Source organism: Polaromonas sp. YR568 (assembly GCF_943369675.1).
GTDB lineage: Bacteria > Pseudomonadota > Gammaproteobacteria > Burkholderiales > Burkholderiaceae_C > Polaromonas.
In genome coordinates this window covers 1-15271 of record NZ_CALROB020000064.1, presented here as the reverse complement: position 1 = coordinate 15271, position 15271 = coordinate 1, and the positions used below count along the sequence as shown (strand labels likewise).

Sequence of the window (15271 nt, the reverse complement as noted above, 5' to 3'; positions counted from 1 at the left end):
ACCGCAATCCCTTCGGGTTTGCCCTTATGCGTAATCCACAACTGGCGGGAACGGTTCTTGCGATTAACATTTCAGCTGTTATTACCGGAAGGACCTGAACATGCAACGTCGTTATCTCTTTGCCTACTCCGTGCTGTCCGTGCTTGCGCTGGGCACCACCGCGGCCCCCGCATTGGCGCAGGGCTATCCCAACAAAGTGGTCAAGCTGCAGGTGCCTTTCGCGCCCGGCGGCACCACCGACATCGTCGCCCGCGTGATCGCCGAGCCGCTGGGCAAGGCCCTGGGCCAGAGCGTCGTCGTCGAGAACAAGGCCGGCGGCGGCGGCGTGGTGGGCGCGCAGGAAATTGCGCGCACCGCCCCCGACGGCTATACGCTGGGCGTGGCCACGGTGTCCACCACCGCGGCCAACCCGGCCATCAACCCCAAGATCCCGTACAACACGCTGACGGACTTCACGCCCATCATCAACATCGCGGCCACGCCGAACATCATCGCGGTGCACCCGAGCTTTCCGGCGCGCAACTACAAGGAGTTCGTCGCCGAGCTCAAGAAGAACCCCGGCAAGTATTCCTATTCGTCCTCGGGCACGGGCGGCATCGGCCACCTGCAGATGGAACTCTTCAAGAGCATGTCGGGCACTTTCGTGACCCACATTCCCTACCGCGGCGCGGGCCCTGCGCTGAACGACACGGTGGCCGGCCAGGTCCCGATGATTTTCGACAACCTGCCTTCCGCCCTGCCTTTCATCCAGCAAAAGCGCCTGATCCCCATCGTGGTGGCCGCGCCGCAGCGCCTGGCCGTGCTGCCGGACGTGCCGACCTTCAAGGAAGTCGGGCTGGAGCCGGTGAACCGCATGGCCTACTACGGCATCCTGGGCCCCAAGGGCCTGCCGAAGGAAGTGGTCGACAAGGTCAGCGCAGGCGTGAAGAAGTCGCTGGAAGACCCGGCCGTGCGCAAGCGCATCGAAGACACCGGCTCGATCATCATCGGCAACACGCCCGAACAGTTCTCAGCCCAGATCAAGGCTGAGTATGAGGTTTACAAAAAAGTGGTGGACACCGCCAAGCTCAAGCTTGAGTGAACCCCGGCGGGTGTAGTCCCTCATGAAGCCGCCGCGCGAGTAATTGCGCGGTGGCTTTTTTGTTATGGTTGGCCCATGCAAGCCCACAGCCAGTCCAGCATCGACGCCTTCATAGACGCCCTGTGGCTGGAAGACGGTTTGTCGAAAAACACGCTGGCGGCCTACCGCCGCGACCTGTCATTGTTCGCGGCCTGGCTGGGCGCGGCGGAGCAGGGCGGCCGCGCGCTTGACGCGACGGCCGAGATAGACCTCAACAGCTATTTTTCGGCCCGGCATGCCGCGACCAAGGCGACTTCGGCCAACCGGCGGCTCACGGTGTTCAAGCGCTACTTCCGCTGGGCGCTGCGCGAGCGCCTGATAGAGGCGGACCCGACGCTCAAGCTGCAGTCGGCCAAACAGGCGCTGCGGGTGCCCAAGACGCTGAGCGAGGCCCAGGTCGAATCGCTGCTGGCCGCACCGGACGAAGGCACGCCGCTGGGCCTGCGCGACCGCGCGATGCTGGAGCTGCTTTACGCCAGCGGCCTGCGCGTGAGCGAGCTGGTGGGCCTGAAGACCTTTCACCTCAGCCTCAATGAAGGCGTGCTGCGCGTCATGGGCAAGGGCAGCAAGGAGCGACTGGTGCCTTTCGGCCAGGTGGCGCGGGAGTGGATCGTGAGCTACCTCGCCGAGGCGCGGCCGGCCATCCTGGGCGGGCAACAGACCGACGACCTCTTCGTCACCGGCCACGGCAAGGGCATGAGCCGCGTGATGTTCTGGATGCTGGTCAAGAAATATGCGCGGATAGCCGGCATCCATTCGCCGCTGTCGCCCCACACGCTGCGCCATGCCTTCGCCACACACCTGCTGAACCACGGCGCCGACCTGCGCGCGGTGCAGATGCTGCTGGGCCATGCCGACATCTCCACCACGACGATTTACACCCACGTGGCGCGCGAGCGGCTGAAAGCGCTGCATGCGCAACATCATCCCAGGGGATAGGCAAAATCGTGTTCACACTTCATCCGCGGAAAATCTTCATGTTGAGATCGATTCGCCTGCGCAGCGCGGCCATGCTGCTTACGTTTTTACTGCCTGTAGCCGCGGCCCAGGCCCAGCCCGCCCCATGGCCGGCCCGCCCGCTGCGCATCGTGGTGGCCTATCCGCCAGGCGGTATCAGCGACAGCGTGGCGCGCGCGCTGGCCGACAAGCTGTCCACCCAGCTGGGCACGCCGGTGGTGGTGGACAACCGCGGCGGCGCGGGCGGCAGCATAGGCATGGATGCGGTCGCCAAAGCGGCGCCCGACGGCTACACCCTGGGTTTTTCGTCCATCAGCCCGCTGGCGCTGAACCCGCACCTGGGCAAGCAAGCCTACGACCCGGCCCGGGACATCGCCCCGGTGGCCAGCGTGATGTATTCGCCCGTCGTGCTGCTGGCCACGCCGGCCTTTGCGGGCAAGGACTTCAAGGACTTGCTGGCCGCGGCCAAAGCCAAACCGGGCAGCCTGCGCTGGTCGACCTCGGGCCTGGCCACGGTGGGGCACATCGTGCTGGAACAGGTACGCCACGGGGCGAAGGTCGAGTTCACCCATATTCCCTACAAGGGCGGCGGGCAGCAGCTCACCGACGCACTGGGTGGGCAGGTGGAAGTGATCTCGACCAACCTCAGCGGCACCGTGATGCAGCACATCCAGTCAGGCAAGTTGCGGCCTTTGGCGGTCGGGGCGCCGGCACGGGTGGAGGCCTTGCCGCAGGTGCCGACTTTTGCCGAACTGGGGCTGGCGCCCGCCAACCTGAACTCGCTGTTCGGCGTGTTCGCGCCGGCCAGAATACCGGCGGACGTGCTGCTGCGGCTCAACACCGAGATCAACCAGGCCTTGCGCGCGCCGGACCTGCGCAAGAAGCTGCTGGATGCGGACAACGTTCCGACAGGCGGCAGCGCAGCCGATTTCGCCCGCCAGATCGCGGCCGAGTCAGCCAACAACGCCCGCATCATCAAAGCCGCGAACATCAAGGCCGAGTGATGCACGGCCGCGGCGCGTTCAGGGTGCGTTGCCGCCTTCGCCGTACATATATGTTCTGTTGAAGGGATAGCTGGACTGGGCGCCGGCCACGGCGGTGTTGTGCACGTCGCCCGATGGCTTTGCGGCCAGCATCTGGTGCAGCGAGATCCAGCCCTGCTCGAAGCTCATGGCGCTGCCGGCGAGATACAGCCGGTAGGCGCGCAGGGTTTTTTCGGCGCGCTCGGCGCCGCCGTCCGCGGCCAGCACCTGGCGCGCCTCGTCCAGCCTGGCCTCCAGAGAATCCGACCAGTTCCACAGCGTGCGCGCGTAGTGGGGCCGCAGGTTTTCGGTATCGACCATTTCCAGCCCGGCGCGCGACATGTGTTCCAGCACGGCGCTGACGTGCAGCAGCTCACCGCCCGGGAAGATGTATTTTTCGATGAAATCGCCCATGCCGGCGCCGAGCTGGCGGTTTTCCAGGCCGCCGGCCGTGATGCCGTGGTTCATGACCAGCCCGCCGGGGGCCAGCAGGCGCATGATTTTCTGGAAGTAGCCGGTCATCTTCGCGTGGCCCACGTGCTCGAACATGCCGACGGAGGAAATCTTGTCGAAGGGCTGGTCTTCCGGCATGTCGCGGTAGTCGCGCAGCTCCATGCGCACGCGGCCGCCCAGGCCTTTTTCGTCGATCAGCCGCTGCACGTGCGCGTGCTGGTTTTTCGACAGGGTGATGCCGGTGGCATCGACGCCGTAATGCTCGGCCGCCCACATCAGCAGCCCGCCCCAGCCGGCGCCTATGTCCAGGAAACGTTCGCCGGGCTTGAGCATGAGCTTGCGGCAGATGTGGTCGAGCTTGGCTTCCTGGGCTTGGGCCAGCGACATGGCCTCATCGCGGTAGTAGGCGCAGGAATACACGCGCCGCGGGTCCAGCCACAGCGCGTAGAAGGCGTCGGAGACGTCGTAGTGGAACTGGATTTGCGCCGCGTCGCGGGCATGGGTATGGGCGGCGAGGGACTTGGCGTGGTGCAGCAGGCTGGACCACCAGCCGGTGTCGCTTTGCACCGGGTTGCCGGGCAGCAGCTTGGTCACCACGCGCATCACGTCGCGCATGGCGCCCTCGAGCTGGAGCTTGCCTTCAACGTAGTCTTCGGCCAGCGCGCCAATCTGGCCGGCCTTGAGGCGCGCAATGCTGGACCAGTGGGAAAACGCGAGCTTGACGGGGGCGTTGGCCGAGCCCAGACGCTGGCCTTGCGGCAGCTGCAGGGCGATGTCCGCCGGCAAACCCGGCATTTGCGATGGGATGTCTGGAACCAGGTGCCGGATCATGCGCAACTCCTATTTCAAGAGTTTTGCAGTCTAGCGCTGATCCAAAATCCTTGCCGTGATCGCGTCTGTAGGACTTTGCCGCATTTTCAGGCGGTGAAGCGGGTGCTTAGGCCAAAAGCGCTAACTCAGCCTCGTCAAACCCCGCCAGTCGGCGGGCGTCCAGGTTCAGCGGCCCCTTGAGCCGGGGCGCTTCGTACTGGCGGGCCAGCAGCGCGTAGGTCGCGACCGGCTCCAGGCCGCGCTGGGCGCACAACTCCCGGTACCAGTGGTTGCCGATGGCGACGTGGCCGATTTCGTCGGCCAGGATGATGTCCAGGATGTCCACGGCGCGCAGCGCATCAGGCGTGCCGACCTTGCGCAGCTTGGCCTGCATGGGCGGGGTGGCGTCCAGGCCGCGGGCTTCCAGGGTGCGTGGCACCAGGGCCATGCGCGCCAGCAGGTCGCCTTCGGTCTTGCGGGTCATGTCCCAGAGCCCGGTGTGGGCCGGGAAGTCGCCGTAGTCCCAGCCCATGGCCTGCAGCTGGGCGCGTAGCAGGCTGAAGTGGTGGGCCTCCTCGGCGGCGACCTTGAGCCAGTCCAGGTAATAGGCGCGCGGCATGCCGGGGAAACGCCAGACCGCGTCCAGGGCCAGGTTGATGGCGTTGAACTCGATATGTGTCACGGCGTGGAGCAGGGCGGCCAGGCCTTCCGGCGTGAAGGGGGAGCGCTTGGGGACGTCCAGGTGGGAGCGCAGCTCGGGCCGTTCGGGGCAGCCGGGCAGGCCGGCGGGGGCCCGGAGTTCAAGTTCAGCGGCGATCGCGACTGTGCCGGCCTGGGCCATGGCCTGCTGCGCCAGGCGCACTTTTTGCGCCGGATCGGTCTCCAGCAGCGCCTGCAGCGCCAGCTGGCGCAGTTCGGTGGGGGGATGTCCTGTGCTCATGGGGGAATTGTCGGTGATATGCAGGGGGGCTCCTTACAATCGGGGCATCCGGGTCGCCTGGCGCCCGCCCTTCCTGCCCTGACCTTTGTCCCTCGAATAAAGCGTAAATCCATGGCCCTCTACCAGCTGGACAATCTCACCCCCACCGTTCACGCATCCGCCTGGGTGGCCGACAACGCCCAGGTGATGGGCAATGTGCACCTGGCCGAGGACAGCAGTGTCTGGTTTGGCGTGGTGATACGCGGCGACACCGATACGATTTCCGTGGGACGCGGCACCAACATCCAGGACAACAGCGTGCTGCACGCCGACAGTGGCATGCCGCTCACGATAGGTGACAACGTCACGGTCGGCCACCAGGTCATGCTGCACGGCTGCACCATAGGCGAGGGCTCGCTGATAGGCATCCAGGCGGTGGTGCTCAATGGCGCGAGAATCGGCAAGAACTGCCTGGTCGGCGCCGGCTCGCTGGTCACCGAAGGCAAGGAGTTCCCGGACGGCTCCATGATCCTCGGCAGCCCCGCCAAAGCGGTCAGGCAGCTCTCCCCCGAGCAGATAGAGGGTTTAAAAATGAGCGCGAAGCACTATGTAGACAATGCCCGGCGTTACAAGACCGGGCTCAAGAAGGTGGGCTGAGGCCGACCTTCTTTTTTTATTGGCCCGTTACCTTTACCCTTTCCCGCTATGTCTGAACTCCATAAATTTATTTTCGACGGTTTGCCGGTACGCGGCATGCTCGTGCGCCTGACCGGCTCCTGGCAGGAAATCCTCAAACGCCGGCAGGCCGCAGGCGGCTATCCTGCGGAAGTCATGGAGTTGCTGGGGGAAATGACGGCGGCCGGCGCCTTGATGCAGAGCAACATCAAGTTCAACGGCGCGTTGATTTTGCAGATCTTCGGTGACGGCCCGGTCAAGCTGGCCGTGGCCGAGGTGCAGCCCGACCTGACCCTGCGCGCCACCGCCACGGTGACCGGCACGGTCGACCCGGGCAGCACGCTGAGCCAGTTGGTCAACGTGCACAACCAGGGGCGCTGCGCGATCACCCTGGACCCGAAAGACAAGCTGCCGGGGCAGCAGGCCTACCAGGGCGTGGTGCCGCTGTTCGGCGACCAGCGCGAGAAAATCGAAAACCTCGCGGAAGTGCTGGAGCACTACATGCTGCAAAGCGAGCAGCTGGACACCAAACTGATCCTGGCGGCCGACGGCAACGTTGCCGCGGGCCTGTTGATCCAGCGCCTGCCGGTCAAGGGACAGGGCAACCTCGAAGGCCAGATGGACCGCGACGCGAACGAAGACCAGATCGGCGTGAACGAGGACTACAAACGCATCGCCATGCTGGCCGGTACCCTCAAGCGGGAAGAGCTGCTGGGCCTGGATGCCGACACCATTTTGCGGCGCCTGTTCTGGGAAGAGCAGGTCACGCGCTTTGAGCCGGCGACGCCGACCTTTGCCTGCAGCTGCTCGCGCGAGCGCGTGGGCAGCATGCTGCGCAGCCTCGGCACCGACGAGATCGAAAGCATCATTGCCGAGCGCGGCAAGGTGGGCGTGGGCTGCGAGTTTTGCGGCGCGCAGTACGACTTCGACCCGGTGGATGCGGCGCAGCTTTTCACCAGCCAGACCAACCAGCAGCCGCCTACCTCCACGGTTCAATAGGGATCAGGGCAGGGCGGGGCTGCCGCGTTGCGCCAGCAGGTCGCTGAGCAGGCGGTGTTCGCAGACCGGGTCGCTGCATTTGTCGCAGACCCACACCCAGGGCCTGCTTCTGCTGGCCGGCTGCTCCTCCCGCAGGGGCAATCCCGGCTGCAGGCGTTCCACGGCAGCCAGCGCCTGGCCAAGGCGCTGCGGGGCGCCTCCATACAAGACGCAGTAAGCCATGCCGGCGGCGGCCAGGGCCGAGCGGATGGACTGGTCGGCGGCATGCTGGCTTGGCTCCATGGATTCCAGCCCGCACAGCAGCACTAGGCCGTAGCCGGCCCGGTTGCCTGAAATGGCGCAGGCGTTTGCCACAGCCACGCTAGCGTTGCGGCCCGCGTCCTTGAGGGCGTGGTCCAGGGCGGACACCAGCAGGTGTTTCCCGGTGGAGGGGGCGCCGGCGACGGCGATCTTGAGCACGATGAGTGAATCAGCCAGGCCGCGAACGGGCCGGGCCTACTTGGTGACCTGAACGAAGATTTCGTTGGGCTTGACCATGCCCAGCTCGCTGCGGGCCTTTTCTTCGACCATTTCCAGGCCTTCCTTCAAGTCCCGGACTTCCGCCGTGAGCTGGTCGTTGGCGACCTGCGCCTGGGCGTTTTTGGCGAGTTGCTCCGTCAGCCGGTGCTGCATTTCGCGCACGCTGGGAATGCTGCCCCGGCCTATCCAGAGTTGCGCATGGAAGATCACCAGCAACGCAACCAGGACGGCAGGGACAAGTCGTTTTCCCACGTGAGGCGCGGTGCTTAGCGGAGGTTGTAGAAGGCCGCGCGGCCCGGGTAGGACGCAACGTCACCCAGGTCTTCTTCGATGCGCAGCAGCTGGTTGTACTTGGCCATGCGGTCCGAGCGCGAGAGCGAGCCCGTCTTGATCTGGCCGGCGTTGGTGCCCACGGCGATGTCGGCGATCGTGGTGTCTTCGGTTTCACCCGAGCGGTGCGAAATCACGGCGGTGTAGCCGGCGCGCTTGGCCATCTCGATGGCGGCGAAGGTTTCCGTCAGGGTGCCGATCTGGTTGATCTTGATCAGGATGGAATTGGCGATCTGCTTGTCGATGCCTTCCTTGAGGATCTTGGTGTTGGTGACGAACAGGTCGTCGCCGACCAGCTGCACTTTTTTGCCGAGACGTTCGGTGAGGATTTTCCAGCCGTCCCAGTCGCCTTCGGCCATGCCGTCTTCAATGCTGATGATGGGGTATTTGTCGACCCAGGTTGCCAGGATGTTGGTCCATTCGGTGGCGTCCAGGCTCAGGCCTTCGGCGCCCAGGACGTATTTGCCGTCCTTGTAGAACTCCGAGGCCGCGCAATCGAGGCCCAGGGCGATCTGCTCGCCGGCGACATAACCGGCCGCATCGATGGCTTCCAGGATCATCTGGATGGCCGCTTCGTGGTTGGCTACGTTGGGGGCAAAGCCGCCTTCGTCGCCCACGGCCACGCTCATGCCCTTGTCGTGCAGGATTTTCTTGAGCGCATGGAAGACTTCGGCGCCGTAACGCACGGCTTCGCGAAAACTCGGTGCGCCCACCGGGATGATCATCAGTTCCTGCAGGTCCAGGTTGTTGTTGGCGTGCGCGCCGCCGTTGACCACGTTCATCATGGGCACGGGCATCTGCATGGCGCCGCTGCCGCCGAAGTAGCGGTACAGGGGCAGGCCGGCTTCTTCAGCCGCGGCGCGGGCCACGGCCATGCTGACGGCCAGCGTCGCGTTGGCGCCCAGGCGCGATTTGTTGTCGGTGCCGTCCAGGTCGATCAGCGTGCGGTCCAGGAAGGCTTGCTCGCTGGCGTCCAGGCCCAGCACGGCCTCGGAGATTTCGGTGTTGATGTGCTCGACGGCCTTGAGCACGCCCTTGCCGAGGTAACGCGACTTGTCGCCGTCGCGCAGCTCGATGGCCTCGCGCGAACCGGTGGAGGCGCCCGAGGGCACAGCCGCGCGGCCCATGACGCCGGATTCCAGCAGCACGTCGCATTCAACGGTAGGGTTGCCACGGCTGTCGAGAATTTCGCGGCCGACGATATCAACAATTGCGCTCATTGGGGCTCTTTCAAATCAGGAAATAAAAACTGAAACCAAAACCAAAACCAAAACTGAAAAACAAAAACGTTTACACGCCTTCGACCAGCACCATGCGCATCACGGCGATGCCCTGGCGCGACTGGCGGGCCGCTTCGTATTCGGCCGACTCGTTGAAGGCGCGGGCCTGCTCCACGCTGGGGAACTTCAGCACCACGATGCGGCCCGGCGTCCAGTCGCCTTCGAGCACCTCGATCTTGCCGCCGCGCACGCAGACCTCGGCGCCGTGCGCCTGCATCGCAATGCTAGACAGTTTTTTGTACTGTTCGTATTGTTCGGGGTTCGTAACCGTCACGTTGGCGATGATGTAGGCGCTGGGCATGTGGATTCCGAAACGGGTTTGGGACGCTTGTTATCTTGATTCGGTCGAGTGGCGCAGTGGAGCCGGCAGGGCAGGGCGCGAAGTCCCGCGCCCTTGCGGGGCTTGCCCGTGTTCAGGCGGCGAAGTCGTTTTCAAGGAAGCCGTTGCGTTTGGTAATTCGGTCCAGCGCCACCAGCGTTTCCAGAAGCGCCTTCATGTGCTTGAGCGGCACGGCATTGGGGCCGTCGCACAAGGCATTGGCCGGGTCCGGGTGGGTTTCCATGAACAGGCCGGAGACGCCGACCGCCACTGCGGCACGCGCCAGCACCGGCACCATCTCGCGTACGCCGCCGCTGCTGGTGCCTTGGCCGCCGGGCAGTTGCACTGAATGGGTCGCGTCAAACACGACCGGCGCGTTGGTCTCGCGCATGATGGCCAGGCTGCGCATATCGCTGACCAGGTTGTTGTACCCAAAGCTGGCGCCGCGTTCGCAGGCCATGAAGTTGTCTTCCGGCAGACCGGCCGCCTTGACGGCCGCGCGCGCCTTGATGATGACGTTCTTCATGTCGCCCGGGGCCATGAACTGGCCCTTCTTGATATTGACCGGCAGGCCCGACAGCGCGACGGCGTGGATGAAGTCGGTCTGGCGGCACAGCAAGGCCGGTGTTTGCAGCACATCGACGACCTTGGCGACCTGGGCGATCTGGTCTTCGGAGTGGATGTCGGTCAGCACCGGCACGCCAATTTCTTTTTTGACCTTGGCCAGAATCTCCAGCCCTTTCTCCGTGCCCAGTCCGCGAAAGGCCGTCTCGCTGGTGCGATTGGCCTTGTCGAAGCTGCTTTTGAAGATGAAGGGAATGCCCAGCGAGGCGGTGATTTCCTTGAGCGTGCCGGCGGTGTCCATCTGCAACTGCTCGGACTCCACCACGCAGGGGCCGGCGATCAGGAAAAATGGTTGGTCCAGGCCAATGTCGAATCCGCAGAGTTTCATGGTCAGGCCACTGCCTTCAGGGGCTTGGCGGCCGGTTTGCCGTTTTGTCCCAACGTGGCGCGGTGCTCAAGCACGGCCGCGATATAGGCATTGAACAGCGGGTGGCCGGCCCAGGGCGTGGACTTGAATTCGGGGTGGAACTGCACGCCGACAAACCACGGGTGGACGTCTTGCGGCAGCTCGACGATTTCGGTGAGCTGCTCGCGCTGCGTCAGCGCGGAGATGACCAGCCCCGCGGTGCGCAGGGCGTCAAGGTAGTTGACGTTGGCCTCATAGCGGTGGCGGTGGCGCTCGGTCACGACGTCGCCGTAGATCTTGTGGGCCAGCGTGCCGGGAGCGACGTCCGAGCTTTGCGCTCCCAGGCGCATGGTGCCGCCCAGGTCGGACTTGGCGTCCCGCGTCTTGATGGTGCCGTCGGCGTCTTTCCACTCGGTGATCAGCGCAATCACGGGGTGCGGCGTGGCGGGGTCGAACTCGGTGCTGTTGGCATCCTTCAGGCCCGCGACGTGACGCGCGAACTCGATGGTGGCAACCTGCATGCCCAGGCAGATGCCGAGGTAGGGCATCTTGTTTTCACGGGCGAAGCGGGCCGCGCAGATCTTGCCCTCGACGCCGCGCACGCCGAAGCCGCCGGGCACCAGGATGCCGTCAAAGCGCGCCAGCCGTGAAGCGTTGTCGGCCGTGATGGTTTCGGAATCGACGTACTCGATCACCACCTTGGCGTGGTTTTTCATGCCGGCGTGGCGCAGGGCTTCGTTGAGCGACTTGTAGCTGTCGGAGAGATCCACGTACTTGCCGACCATGGCGATGTGGACTTCGGTCTGCGGATGCTCGGTCTCATAGACCAGGTCGTCCCAGCGTTTGAGGTTGGCCGGCGGTGTGTTCAGGCGCAGCTTGTCGCAGATCAGGCCGTCCAGGCCCTGCTCGTGCAGCATGCGCGGGACCTTGTAAATCGTGTCGACGTCCCACATGGAGATCACACCCCACTCGGGAACGTTGGAGAACAGCGAAATCTTTTCGCGCTCTTCGTTGGGGATGCGGCGGTCGGCGCGGCACAGCAGCACGTCGGCCTGGATGCCGATCTCGCGCAGCTGCTTGGCGGTGTGCTGGGTCGGCTTGGTCTTGAGTTCGCCGGCGGCGGCGATCCAGGGGACATAGCTCAGGTGCACGAAGGCGGTGTTGTTGGCGCCCAGGCGCAGGCTCATCTGGCGCACGGCTTCCAGGAAGGGCAGCGACTCGATGTCGCCGACGGTGCCGCCGATTTCGACAATGGCGACGTCGACCGCGTCGGGGGTTTCATAACCCGCGCCGCGTTTGACGAATTCCTGGATTTCATTGGTGACGTGCGGGATGACCTGCACGGTTTTGCCGAGGTAGTCGCCGCGGCGTTCCTTTTCGAGGACGCTTTTGTAGATCTGGCCGGTGGTGAAGTTGTTGGCCTTGCGCATGCGCGTTTCGATGAAACGCTCATAGTGGCCCAGGTCCAGGTCGGTTTCGGCGCCGTCGTCGGTCACAAAAACCTCGCCGTGCTGGAAGGGCGACATCGTGCCCGGATCCACGTTCAGGTAGGGATCCAGCTTGATTAAAGTGACTTTGAGGCCTCGCGATTCCAGGATCGCAGCTAAGGAGGCTGAGGCGATTCCCTTGCCCAGGGAAGACACCACACCGCCGGTGACGAAGACAAATTTGGTCATGTCAGGTACGAACCGCAAGTTCGTAGAGGTGGTAAACGGAGATTATACGGGTTGCTTGCCGCGATACCCCTTGCAGGGGCTACTGAATTTCGGCGCAGGCTGTTCGGGGGGCTTACATTCCGGCTCGCTGCCTGAGCGGTGTTGACCATTTACAAGCAAGCCGGGGCCGCGGAACCGGCTTTGCCGGGCCGCAGGCGCAGCGCCCCCTCGGGGGGGCAGCGCATTACGCGAAGCGAAAAGCGTGGGGGCCCTTCCAGCTGATACATTGCGGAACATGACAAATCAAGTGACCCCTTTGGGAAACGGCGTGGACGGCGACGAGGCCCTGGACCTGGCCGGCAAACACATCGTGCTGGGCCTGTCGGGCGGGATCGCCTGTTACAAGGCGGCCGAGCTGTGCCGGGCCCTGATCAAGGCGGGCGCCACGGTGCAGGTGGTCATGACCGAGGCCGCCGAGCAGTTCATCACGGCCGTCACTTTGCAGGCCCTGAGCGGCCGGCCGGTCTACACCAGCCAGTGGGACAGCCGCGAAGACAACAACATGGCGCACATCAATTTGTCGCGCGAATCGGATGCCATCCTGATCGCGCCCATGAGCGCCGACTTCATGGCCAAGCTGCTGCACGGGCGCGCCGACGACCTGCTCAGCCTGATGTGCCTGGCCCGCCCCATCGACAAGGTGCCGCTGCTGGTGGCGCCGGCCATGAACCGCGAGATGTACGCGCACCCGGCCACGCAGCGCAACTTTGTGCAACTGGACGCGGACGGCGCGACCGTGCTGGGCGTGGGCAGCGGTTTCCAGGCCTGCGGCGAGACCGGCGACGGGCGCATGCTGGAGCCTGAGCAGATTCTCGAAGACCTGGTCGCCTTCTTTGCGCCCAAGGCGCTGGCCGGCCAGCGCGTGCTGGTGACGGCCGGCCCCACCTATGAAGCCATAGACCCGGTACGCGGCATCACCAACCTGTCCAGCGGCAAGATGGGCTTTGCGATTGCGCGCGCGGCGCGCGAGGCGGGCGCCGAGGTCACGCTGGTTGCCGGCCCCGTGAGCCAGCCCACGCCGCGCGGCGTGACGCGCATCGACGTGAAATCGGCGCAGCAGATGCTGGAAGCCGTTGTTATGCGTGCGCAGGCCGCCAGCGTCTTCATCGCCACGGCGGCGGTCGCCGACTGGCGGCCGGCCGCGCCTTCGGCCCAGAAAATCAAGAAAGACGGCTCCGGCCAGGCGCCGCAGCTGGCGTTTACTGAAAACCCGGACATCCTGGCCACCGTGGCCCAGTCGGCCGCGGCGCAGGCCGGGCGGCTTTTCTGCGTGGGTTTCGCGGCGGAAAGCCAGGACCTGGCGGAAAACGCCGAAGCCAAGCGCCTGCGCAAACAAGTGCCGCTGCTGGTCGGCAACATCGGCCCCGACACCTTCGGCCAGGACCACAATGCGCTGCTGCTGGTGGATGCGCAGGGCAGCACCGCGTTGCCGCGGGCGTCCAAGCTCTCGCTGGCGCGGCGGCTGGTGCGGGAGATCGCGGCCCGGATGGCGGCGGGAAGCTCTTACAAAAAGGCAGCACCATGAATCACCCCTCGGACACACCGCCCGACGGCGATTTCGCCAGCTACGTGGAGCGCCTGACGGGCGCCAATGCGGCGGCGGGCGCGCGTGAGGATTTGCTCAAACCCCAGGCGGGTGTTTCCGCCAACCCCGGGTTTTCAGTCAGTTCGGGCACGCCTTCGGTGAAGGCGGCGCTGGCGCCTTTGACCGGGGTGTCCTTCCTCACGCACGTCAAATGGGTGGTGGCTTTATGGATCGCCACCCAGGCGCTGTCCAGGGTTGTGCCTGGCGCCGGCTTCCTGTTTATTCCCGCGCTGGTGGCTTACGGGGCGTGGGTGGTCTTCAAGGCCAACCGCGACTCCTCGGGCGCGCTGGTCCAGCGCTTGCGCGAACTGGCCAGGCAGGCGGCGGAAGAGGCGCAAAAAAATCAACTACCGAAGAAAAAATAATTCATGCTCATCGACGTCAAGATCCTCGACCCACGCCTTCAGGGTAATCTTCCCGCCTATGCCACGCCCGGCAGCGCCGGCCTGGACCTGCGCGCCTGCCTGGAGGCGCCCCTGACACTGGCCGCCAATGCCTGGCAACTGGTGCCGACCGGCATCGCCATCTACCTGCACAACCCCGGCTATGCCGCGCTTATCCTGCCGCGCTCCGGCCTGGGCCACAAGCACGGCATCGTGCTGGGCAACCTGGTCGGCCTGATCGACAGCGACTACCAGGGGCAGTTGATGGTCAGCGCCTGGAACCGCAGCGATGTGCCTTTCACCATTGAGCCCATGGAGCGCATCGCGCAGCTGATGATCGTGCCGGTGGTGCAGGCGCAGTTCAATGTGGTTGCAGAGTTCCCCGCCAGTGAGCGCGGGGAGGGCGGCTACGGTTCCACCGGCAAGGCCTGAGTTTTCCTGCCGCCTCGCGGCAGGCGTGGGGGTTTTTCCTACAAGCCCTGCAACAGGGCTCCCACGTTGCCACAGGCCCAATCCTCACCGGGATTCTGTTGTGGCGTGTCCTTAATAAGCCATGAGAGTCGCCGTGCATCCAAAGCCGGAATCTCATGAACTTATTAACAGGAGAAACTCATGCGAAACACATCCCGCTTTATTTCATCGGCTTCCGTGGTGTTGGTGCTTGCCGGCCTGGCAGCCTGCGCGCCCATGAGCCAGACCACATCCGACGCGAACTATCCCGCGGCCTATCCGAACACCACCTATCCGAACACCGCCAGCTACCCTAACCAGACCTATCCGGCTGGCACCTACCCCGCCAACCAGCAGGGTCAGAACCGCTACATTGAATATGGCCGCGTCAGCAACGTGGAAGTGTTCCGCACGCAGGAACAAGCCAAGGGCTCGGGCATAGGCGCCATCCTTGGCGGTGTGGCCGGTGCTGTGGTGGGTCACCAGATCGGTGGCGGAACCGGTAAAGATGTTGCCACTGTCGCAGGCGCCGTCGGCGGTGCTGTCGCAGGCAATGCCATTGAGAAAAGCCGCAATACCGGCGCGGTTCGTGAAACCTATCGTGTGTCTGTGACGCTCGACAATGGCACCGGTCGTGCTTATGACGTGCCGTCCACGGGCGACCTGCGCATTGGCGACCGCGTGAGGATAGAGAACGGCCTGCTGTACCGCATGTAAGCAGGGAAGCCTGAAAAGGCAAGGGGCGGCGCCGGTACCACCGGCTCC

Annotated in this window: 17 protein-coding genes; 9 read left to right on the top strand and 8 right to left on the bottom strand. The window is 64.7% G+C overall.

The genetic code is table 11. The features are described 5' to 3' along the window. The first annotated feature begins 100 nt into the window (after positions 1-100). The 3 genes from ACLV8F_RS23170 (at position 101) to ACLV8F_RS23160 (ending at position 3081) form a co-directional block, all read left to right on the top strand. The gene (locus ACLV8F_RS23170; protein WP_411886551.1) at positions 101-1081 is read left to right on the top strand and encodes a tripartite tricarboxylate transporter substrate binding protein BugE; all 981 of its coding nucleotides are present in this window, start codon (positions 101-103) and stop codon (positions 1079-1081) included. 75 nt (positions 1082-1156) lie between these two features. Further along, complete coding sequence (gene xerD, locus ACLV8F_RS23165; RefSeq protein ID WP_411886550.1) at positions 1157-2059, top strand: site-specific tyrosine recombinase XerD; 903 nt, start codon at positions 1157-1159, stop codon at positions 2057-2059. Between the two features lie 38 nt (positions 2060-2097). After that, a complete protein-coding gene (locus tag ACLV8F_RS23160) occupies positions 2098-3081 on the top strand; it encodes a Bug family tripartite tricarboxylate transporter substrate binding protein (protein WP_411886549.1) in 984 nt (327 codons plus the stop codon). 18 nt (positions 3082-3099) lie between these two features. Here the strand turns inward: ACLV8F_RS23160 and ACLV8F_RS23155 are convergent, their stop codons facing one another. Both ACLV8F_RS23155 and ACLV8F_RS23150 read right to left on the bottom strand, forming a co-directional pair. Beyond that, on the bottom strand, positions 3100-4383 hold the full coding sequence (locus tag ACLV8F_RS23155) for a class I SAM-dependent methyltransferase (RefSeq protein ID WP_411886548.1): 1284 nt from the start codon (positions 4381-4383) through the stop codon (positions 3100-3102). 106 nt (positions 4384-4489) lie between these two features. After that, a complete protein-coding gene (locus ACLV8F_RS23150) occupies positions 4490-5302 on the bottom strand; it encodes a ferritin-like domain-containing protein (RefSeq protein WP_411886547.1) in 813 nt (270 codons plus the stop codon). A 111-nt stretch (positions 5303-5413) separates the two neighbouring features. Here ACLV8F_RS23150 and ACLV8F_RS23145 point away from each other — a divergent pair, with 111 nt between their 5' ends. Both ACLV8F_RS23145 and ACLV8F_RS23140 read left to right on the top strand, forming a co-directional pair. Next, complete coding sequence (locus ACLV8F_RS23145; RefSeq protein ID WP_411886546.1) at positions 5414-5938, top strand: gamma carbonic anhydrase family protein; 525 nt, start codon at positions 5414-5416, stop codon at positions 5936-5938. A gap of 48 nt (positions 5939-5986) precedes the next feature. Next, entirely contained in the window at positions 5987-6955 is a 969-nt protein-coding gene (locus tag ACLV8F_RS23140) for an Hsp33 family molecular chaperone HslO (protein WP_411886545.1), read from the top strand. Positions 6956-6958: 3 nt separating this feature from the next. Here the strand turns inward: ACLV8F_RS23140 and ACLV8F_RS23135 are convergent, their stop codons facing one another. From ACLV8F_RS23135 to ACLV8F_RS23110, 6 genes are all read right to left on the bottom strand, one after another. After that, on the bottom strand, positions 6959-7414 hold the full coding sequence (locus ACLV8F_RS23135) for a hypothetical protein (protein WP_411886544.1): 456 nt from the start codon (positions 7412-7414) through the stop codon (positions 6959-6961). Between the two features lie 36 nt (positions 7415-7450). Further along, positions 7451-7726 carry a septum formation initiator family protein gene (locus ACLV8F_RS23130; protein ID WP_411881211.1) on the bottom strand — a complete coding sequence of 92 codons (276 nt, stop codon included), beginning with the start codon at positions 7724-7726 and terminating at the stop codon, positions 7451-7453. A 14-nt stretch (positions 7727-7740) separates the two neighbouring features. After that, the gene (gene eno / locus ACLV8F_RS23125; protein WP_411886543.1) at positions 7741-9024 is read right to left on the bottom strand and encodes a phosphopyruvate hydratase; all 1284 of its coding nucleotides are present in this window, start codon (positions 9022-9024) and stop codon (positions 7741-7743) included. 70 nt (positions 9025-9094) lie between these two features. After that, positions 9095-9385, bottom strand: a complete 291-nt coding sequence (locus tag ACLV8F_RS23120) for a DUF1330 domain-containing protein (protein WP_411886542.1) — start codon at positions 9383-9385, stop codon at positions 9095-9097. Between the two features lie 112 nt (positions 9386-9497). Beyond that, positions 9498-10355 (bottom strand): 3-deoxy-8-phosphooctulonate synthase, encoded by an 858-nt coding sequence (gene kdsA / locus ACLV8F_RS23115; RefSeq protein ID WP_411886541.1) that lies wholly within the window; start codon positions 10353-10355, stop codon positions 9498-9500. Positions 10356-10357: 2 nt separating this feature from the next. Further along, positions 10358-12049, bottom strand: a complete 1692-nt coding sequence (locus ACLV8F_RS23110) for a CTP synthase (protein ID WP_411886540.1) — start codon at positions 12047-12049, stop codon at positions 10358-10360. A 274-nt stretch (positions 12050-12323) separates the two neighbouring features. On the opposite strand from ACLV8F_RS23110, the gene coaBC reads away from it, so the two are divergent. The 4 genes from coaBC (at position 12324) to ACLV8F_RS23090 (ending at position 15223) form a co-directional block, all read left to right on the top strand. Continuing rightward, the gene (gene coaBC / locus ACLV8F_RS23105) at positions 12324-13613 is read left to right on the top strand and encodes a bifunctional phosphopantothenoylcysteine decarboxylase/phosphopantothenate--cysteine ligase CoaBC (RefSeq protein WP_411886539.1); all 1290 of its coding nucleotides are present in this window, start codon (positions 12324-12326) and stop codon (positions 13611-13613) included. Beyond that, entirely contained in the window at positions 13610-14038 is a 429-nt protein-coding gene (locus ACLV8F_RS23100; protein ID WP_411886538.1) for a hypothetical protein, read from the top strand. Before coaBC ends, ACLV8F_RS23100 begins: the two co-directional genes overlap by 4 nt. Before the next feature lie 3 nt (positions 14039-14041). After that, entirely contained in the window at positions 14042-14488 is a 447-nt protein-coding gene (dut, locus tag ACLV8F_RS23095) for a dUTP diphosphatase (protein ID WP_411886537.1), read from the top strand. 180 nt (positions 14489-14668) lie between these two features. Continuing rightward, the gene (locus tag ACLV8F_RS23090) at positions 14669-15223 is read left to right on the top strand and encodes a glycine zipper 2TM domain-containing protein (RefSeq protein ID WP_411886536.1); all 555 of its coding nucleotides are present in this window, start codon (positions 14669-14671) and stop codon (positions 15221-15223) included. Positions 15224-15271: the final 48 nt, after the last annotated feature.

Bases quoted from the DNA above. Each gene is read 5' to 3' on its own strand.
- dut (WP_411886537.1), top strand. From the start codon at position 14,042: ATGCTCATCGACGTCAAGATCCTCGACCCACGCCTTCAGGGTAATCTT.
- ACLV8F_RS23145 (WP_411886546.1), top strand. From the start codon at position 5,414: ATGGCCCTCTACCAGCTGGACAATCTCACCCCCACCGTTCACGCATCC.
- ACLV8F_RS23140 (WP_411886545.1), top strand. From the start codon at position 5,987: ATGTCTGAACTCCATAAATTTATTTTCGACGGTTTGCCGGTACGCGGC.
- eno (WP_411886543.1), bottom strand. From the start codon at position 9,024: ATGAGCGCAATTGTTGATATCGTCGGCCGCGAAATTCTCGACAGCCGT.
- ACLV8F_RS23155 (WP_411886548.1), bottom strand. From the start codon at position 4,383: ATGATCCGGCACCTGGTTCCAGACATCCCATCGCAAATGCCGGGTTTG.
- ACLV8F_RS23100 (WP_411886538.1), top strand. From the start codon at position 13,610: ATGAATCACCCCTCGGACACACCGCCCGACGGCGATTTCGCCAGCTAC.
- ACLV8F_RS23090 (WP_411886536.1), top strand. From the start codon at position 14,669: ATGCGAAACACATCCCGCTTTATTTCATCGGCTTCCGTGGTGTTGGTG.
- ACLV8F_RS23160 (WP_411886549.1), top strand. From the start codon at position 2,098: ATGTTGAGATCGATTCGCCTGCGCAGCGCGGCCATGCTGCTTACGTTT.
- ACLV8F_RS23120 (WP_411886542.1), bottom strand. From the start codon at position 9,385: ATGCCCAGCGCCTACATCATCGCCAACGTGACGGTTACGAACCCCGAA.
- kdsA (WP_411886541.1), bottom strand. From the start codon at position 10,355: ATGAAACTCTGCGGATTCGACATTGGCCTGGACCAACCATTTTTCCTG.
- xerD (WP_411886550.1), top strand. From the start codon at position 1,157: ATGCAAGCCCACAGCCAGTCCAGCATCGACGCCTTCATAGACGCCCTG.
- ACLV8F_RS23150 (WP_411886547.1), bottom strand. From the start codon at position 5,302: ATGAGCACAGGACATCCCCCCACCGAACTGCGCCAGCTGGCGCTGCAG.
- ACLV8F_RS23170 (WP_411886551.1), top strand. From the start codon at position 101: ATGCAACGTCGTTATCTCTTTGCCTACTCCGTGCTGTCCGTGCTTGCG.
- coaBC (WP_411886539.1), top strand. From the start codon at position 12,324: ATGACAAATCAAGTGACCCCTTTGGGAAACGGCGTGGACGGCGACGAG.
- ACLV8F_RS23110 (WP_411886540.1), bottom strand. From the start codon at position 12,049: ATGACCAAATTTGTCTTCGTCACCGGCGGTGTGGTGTCTTCCCTGGGC.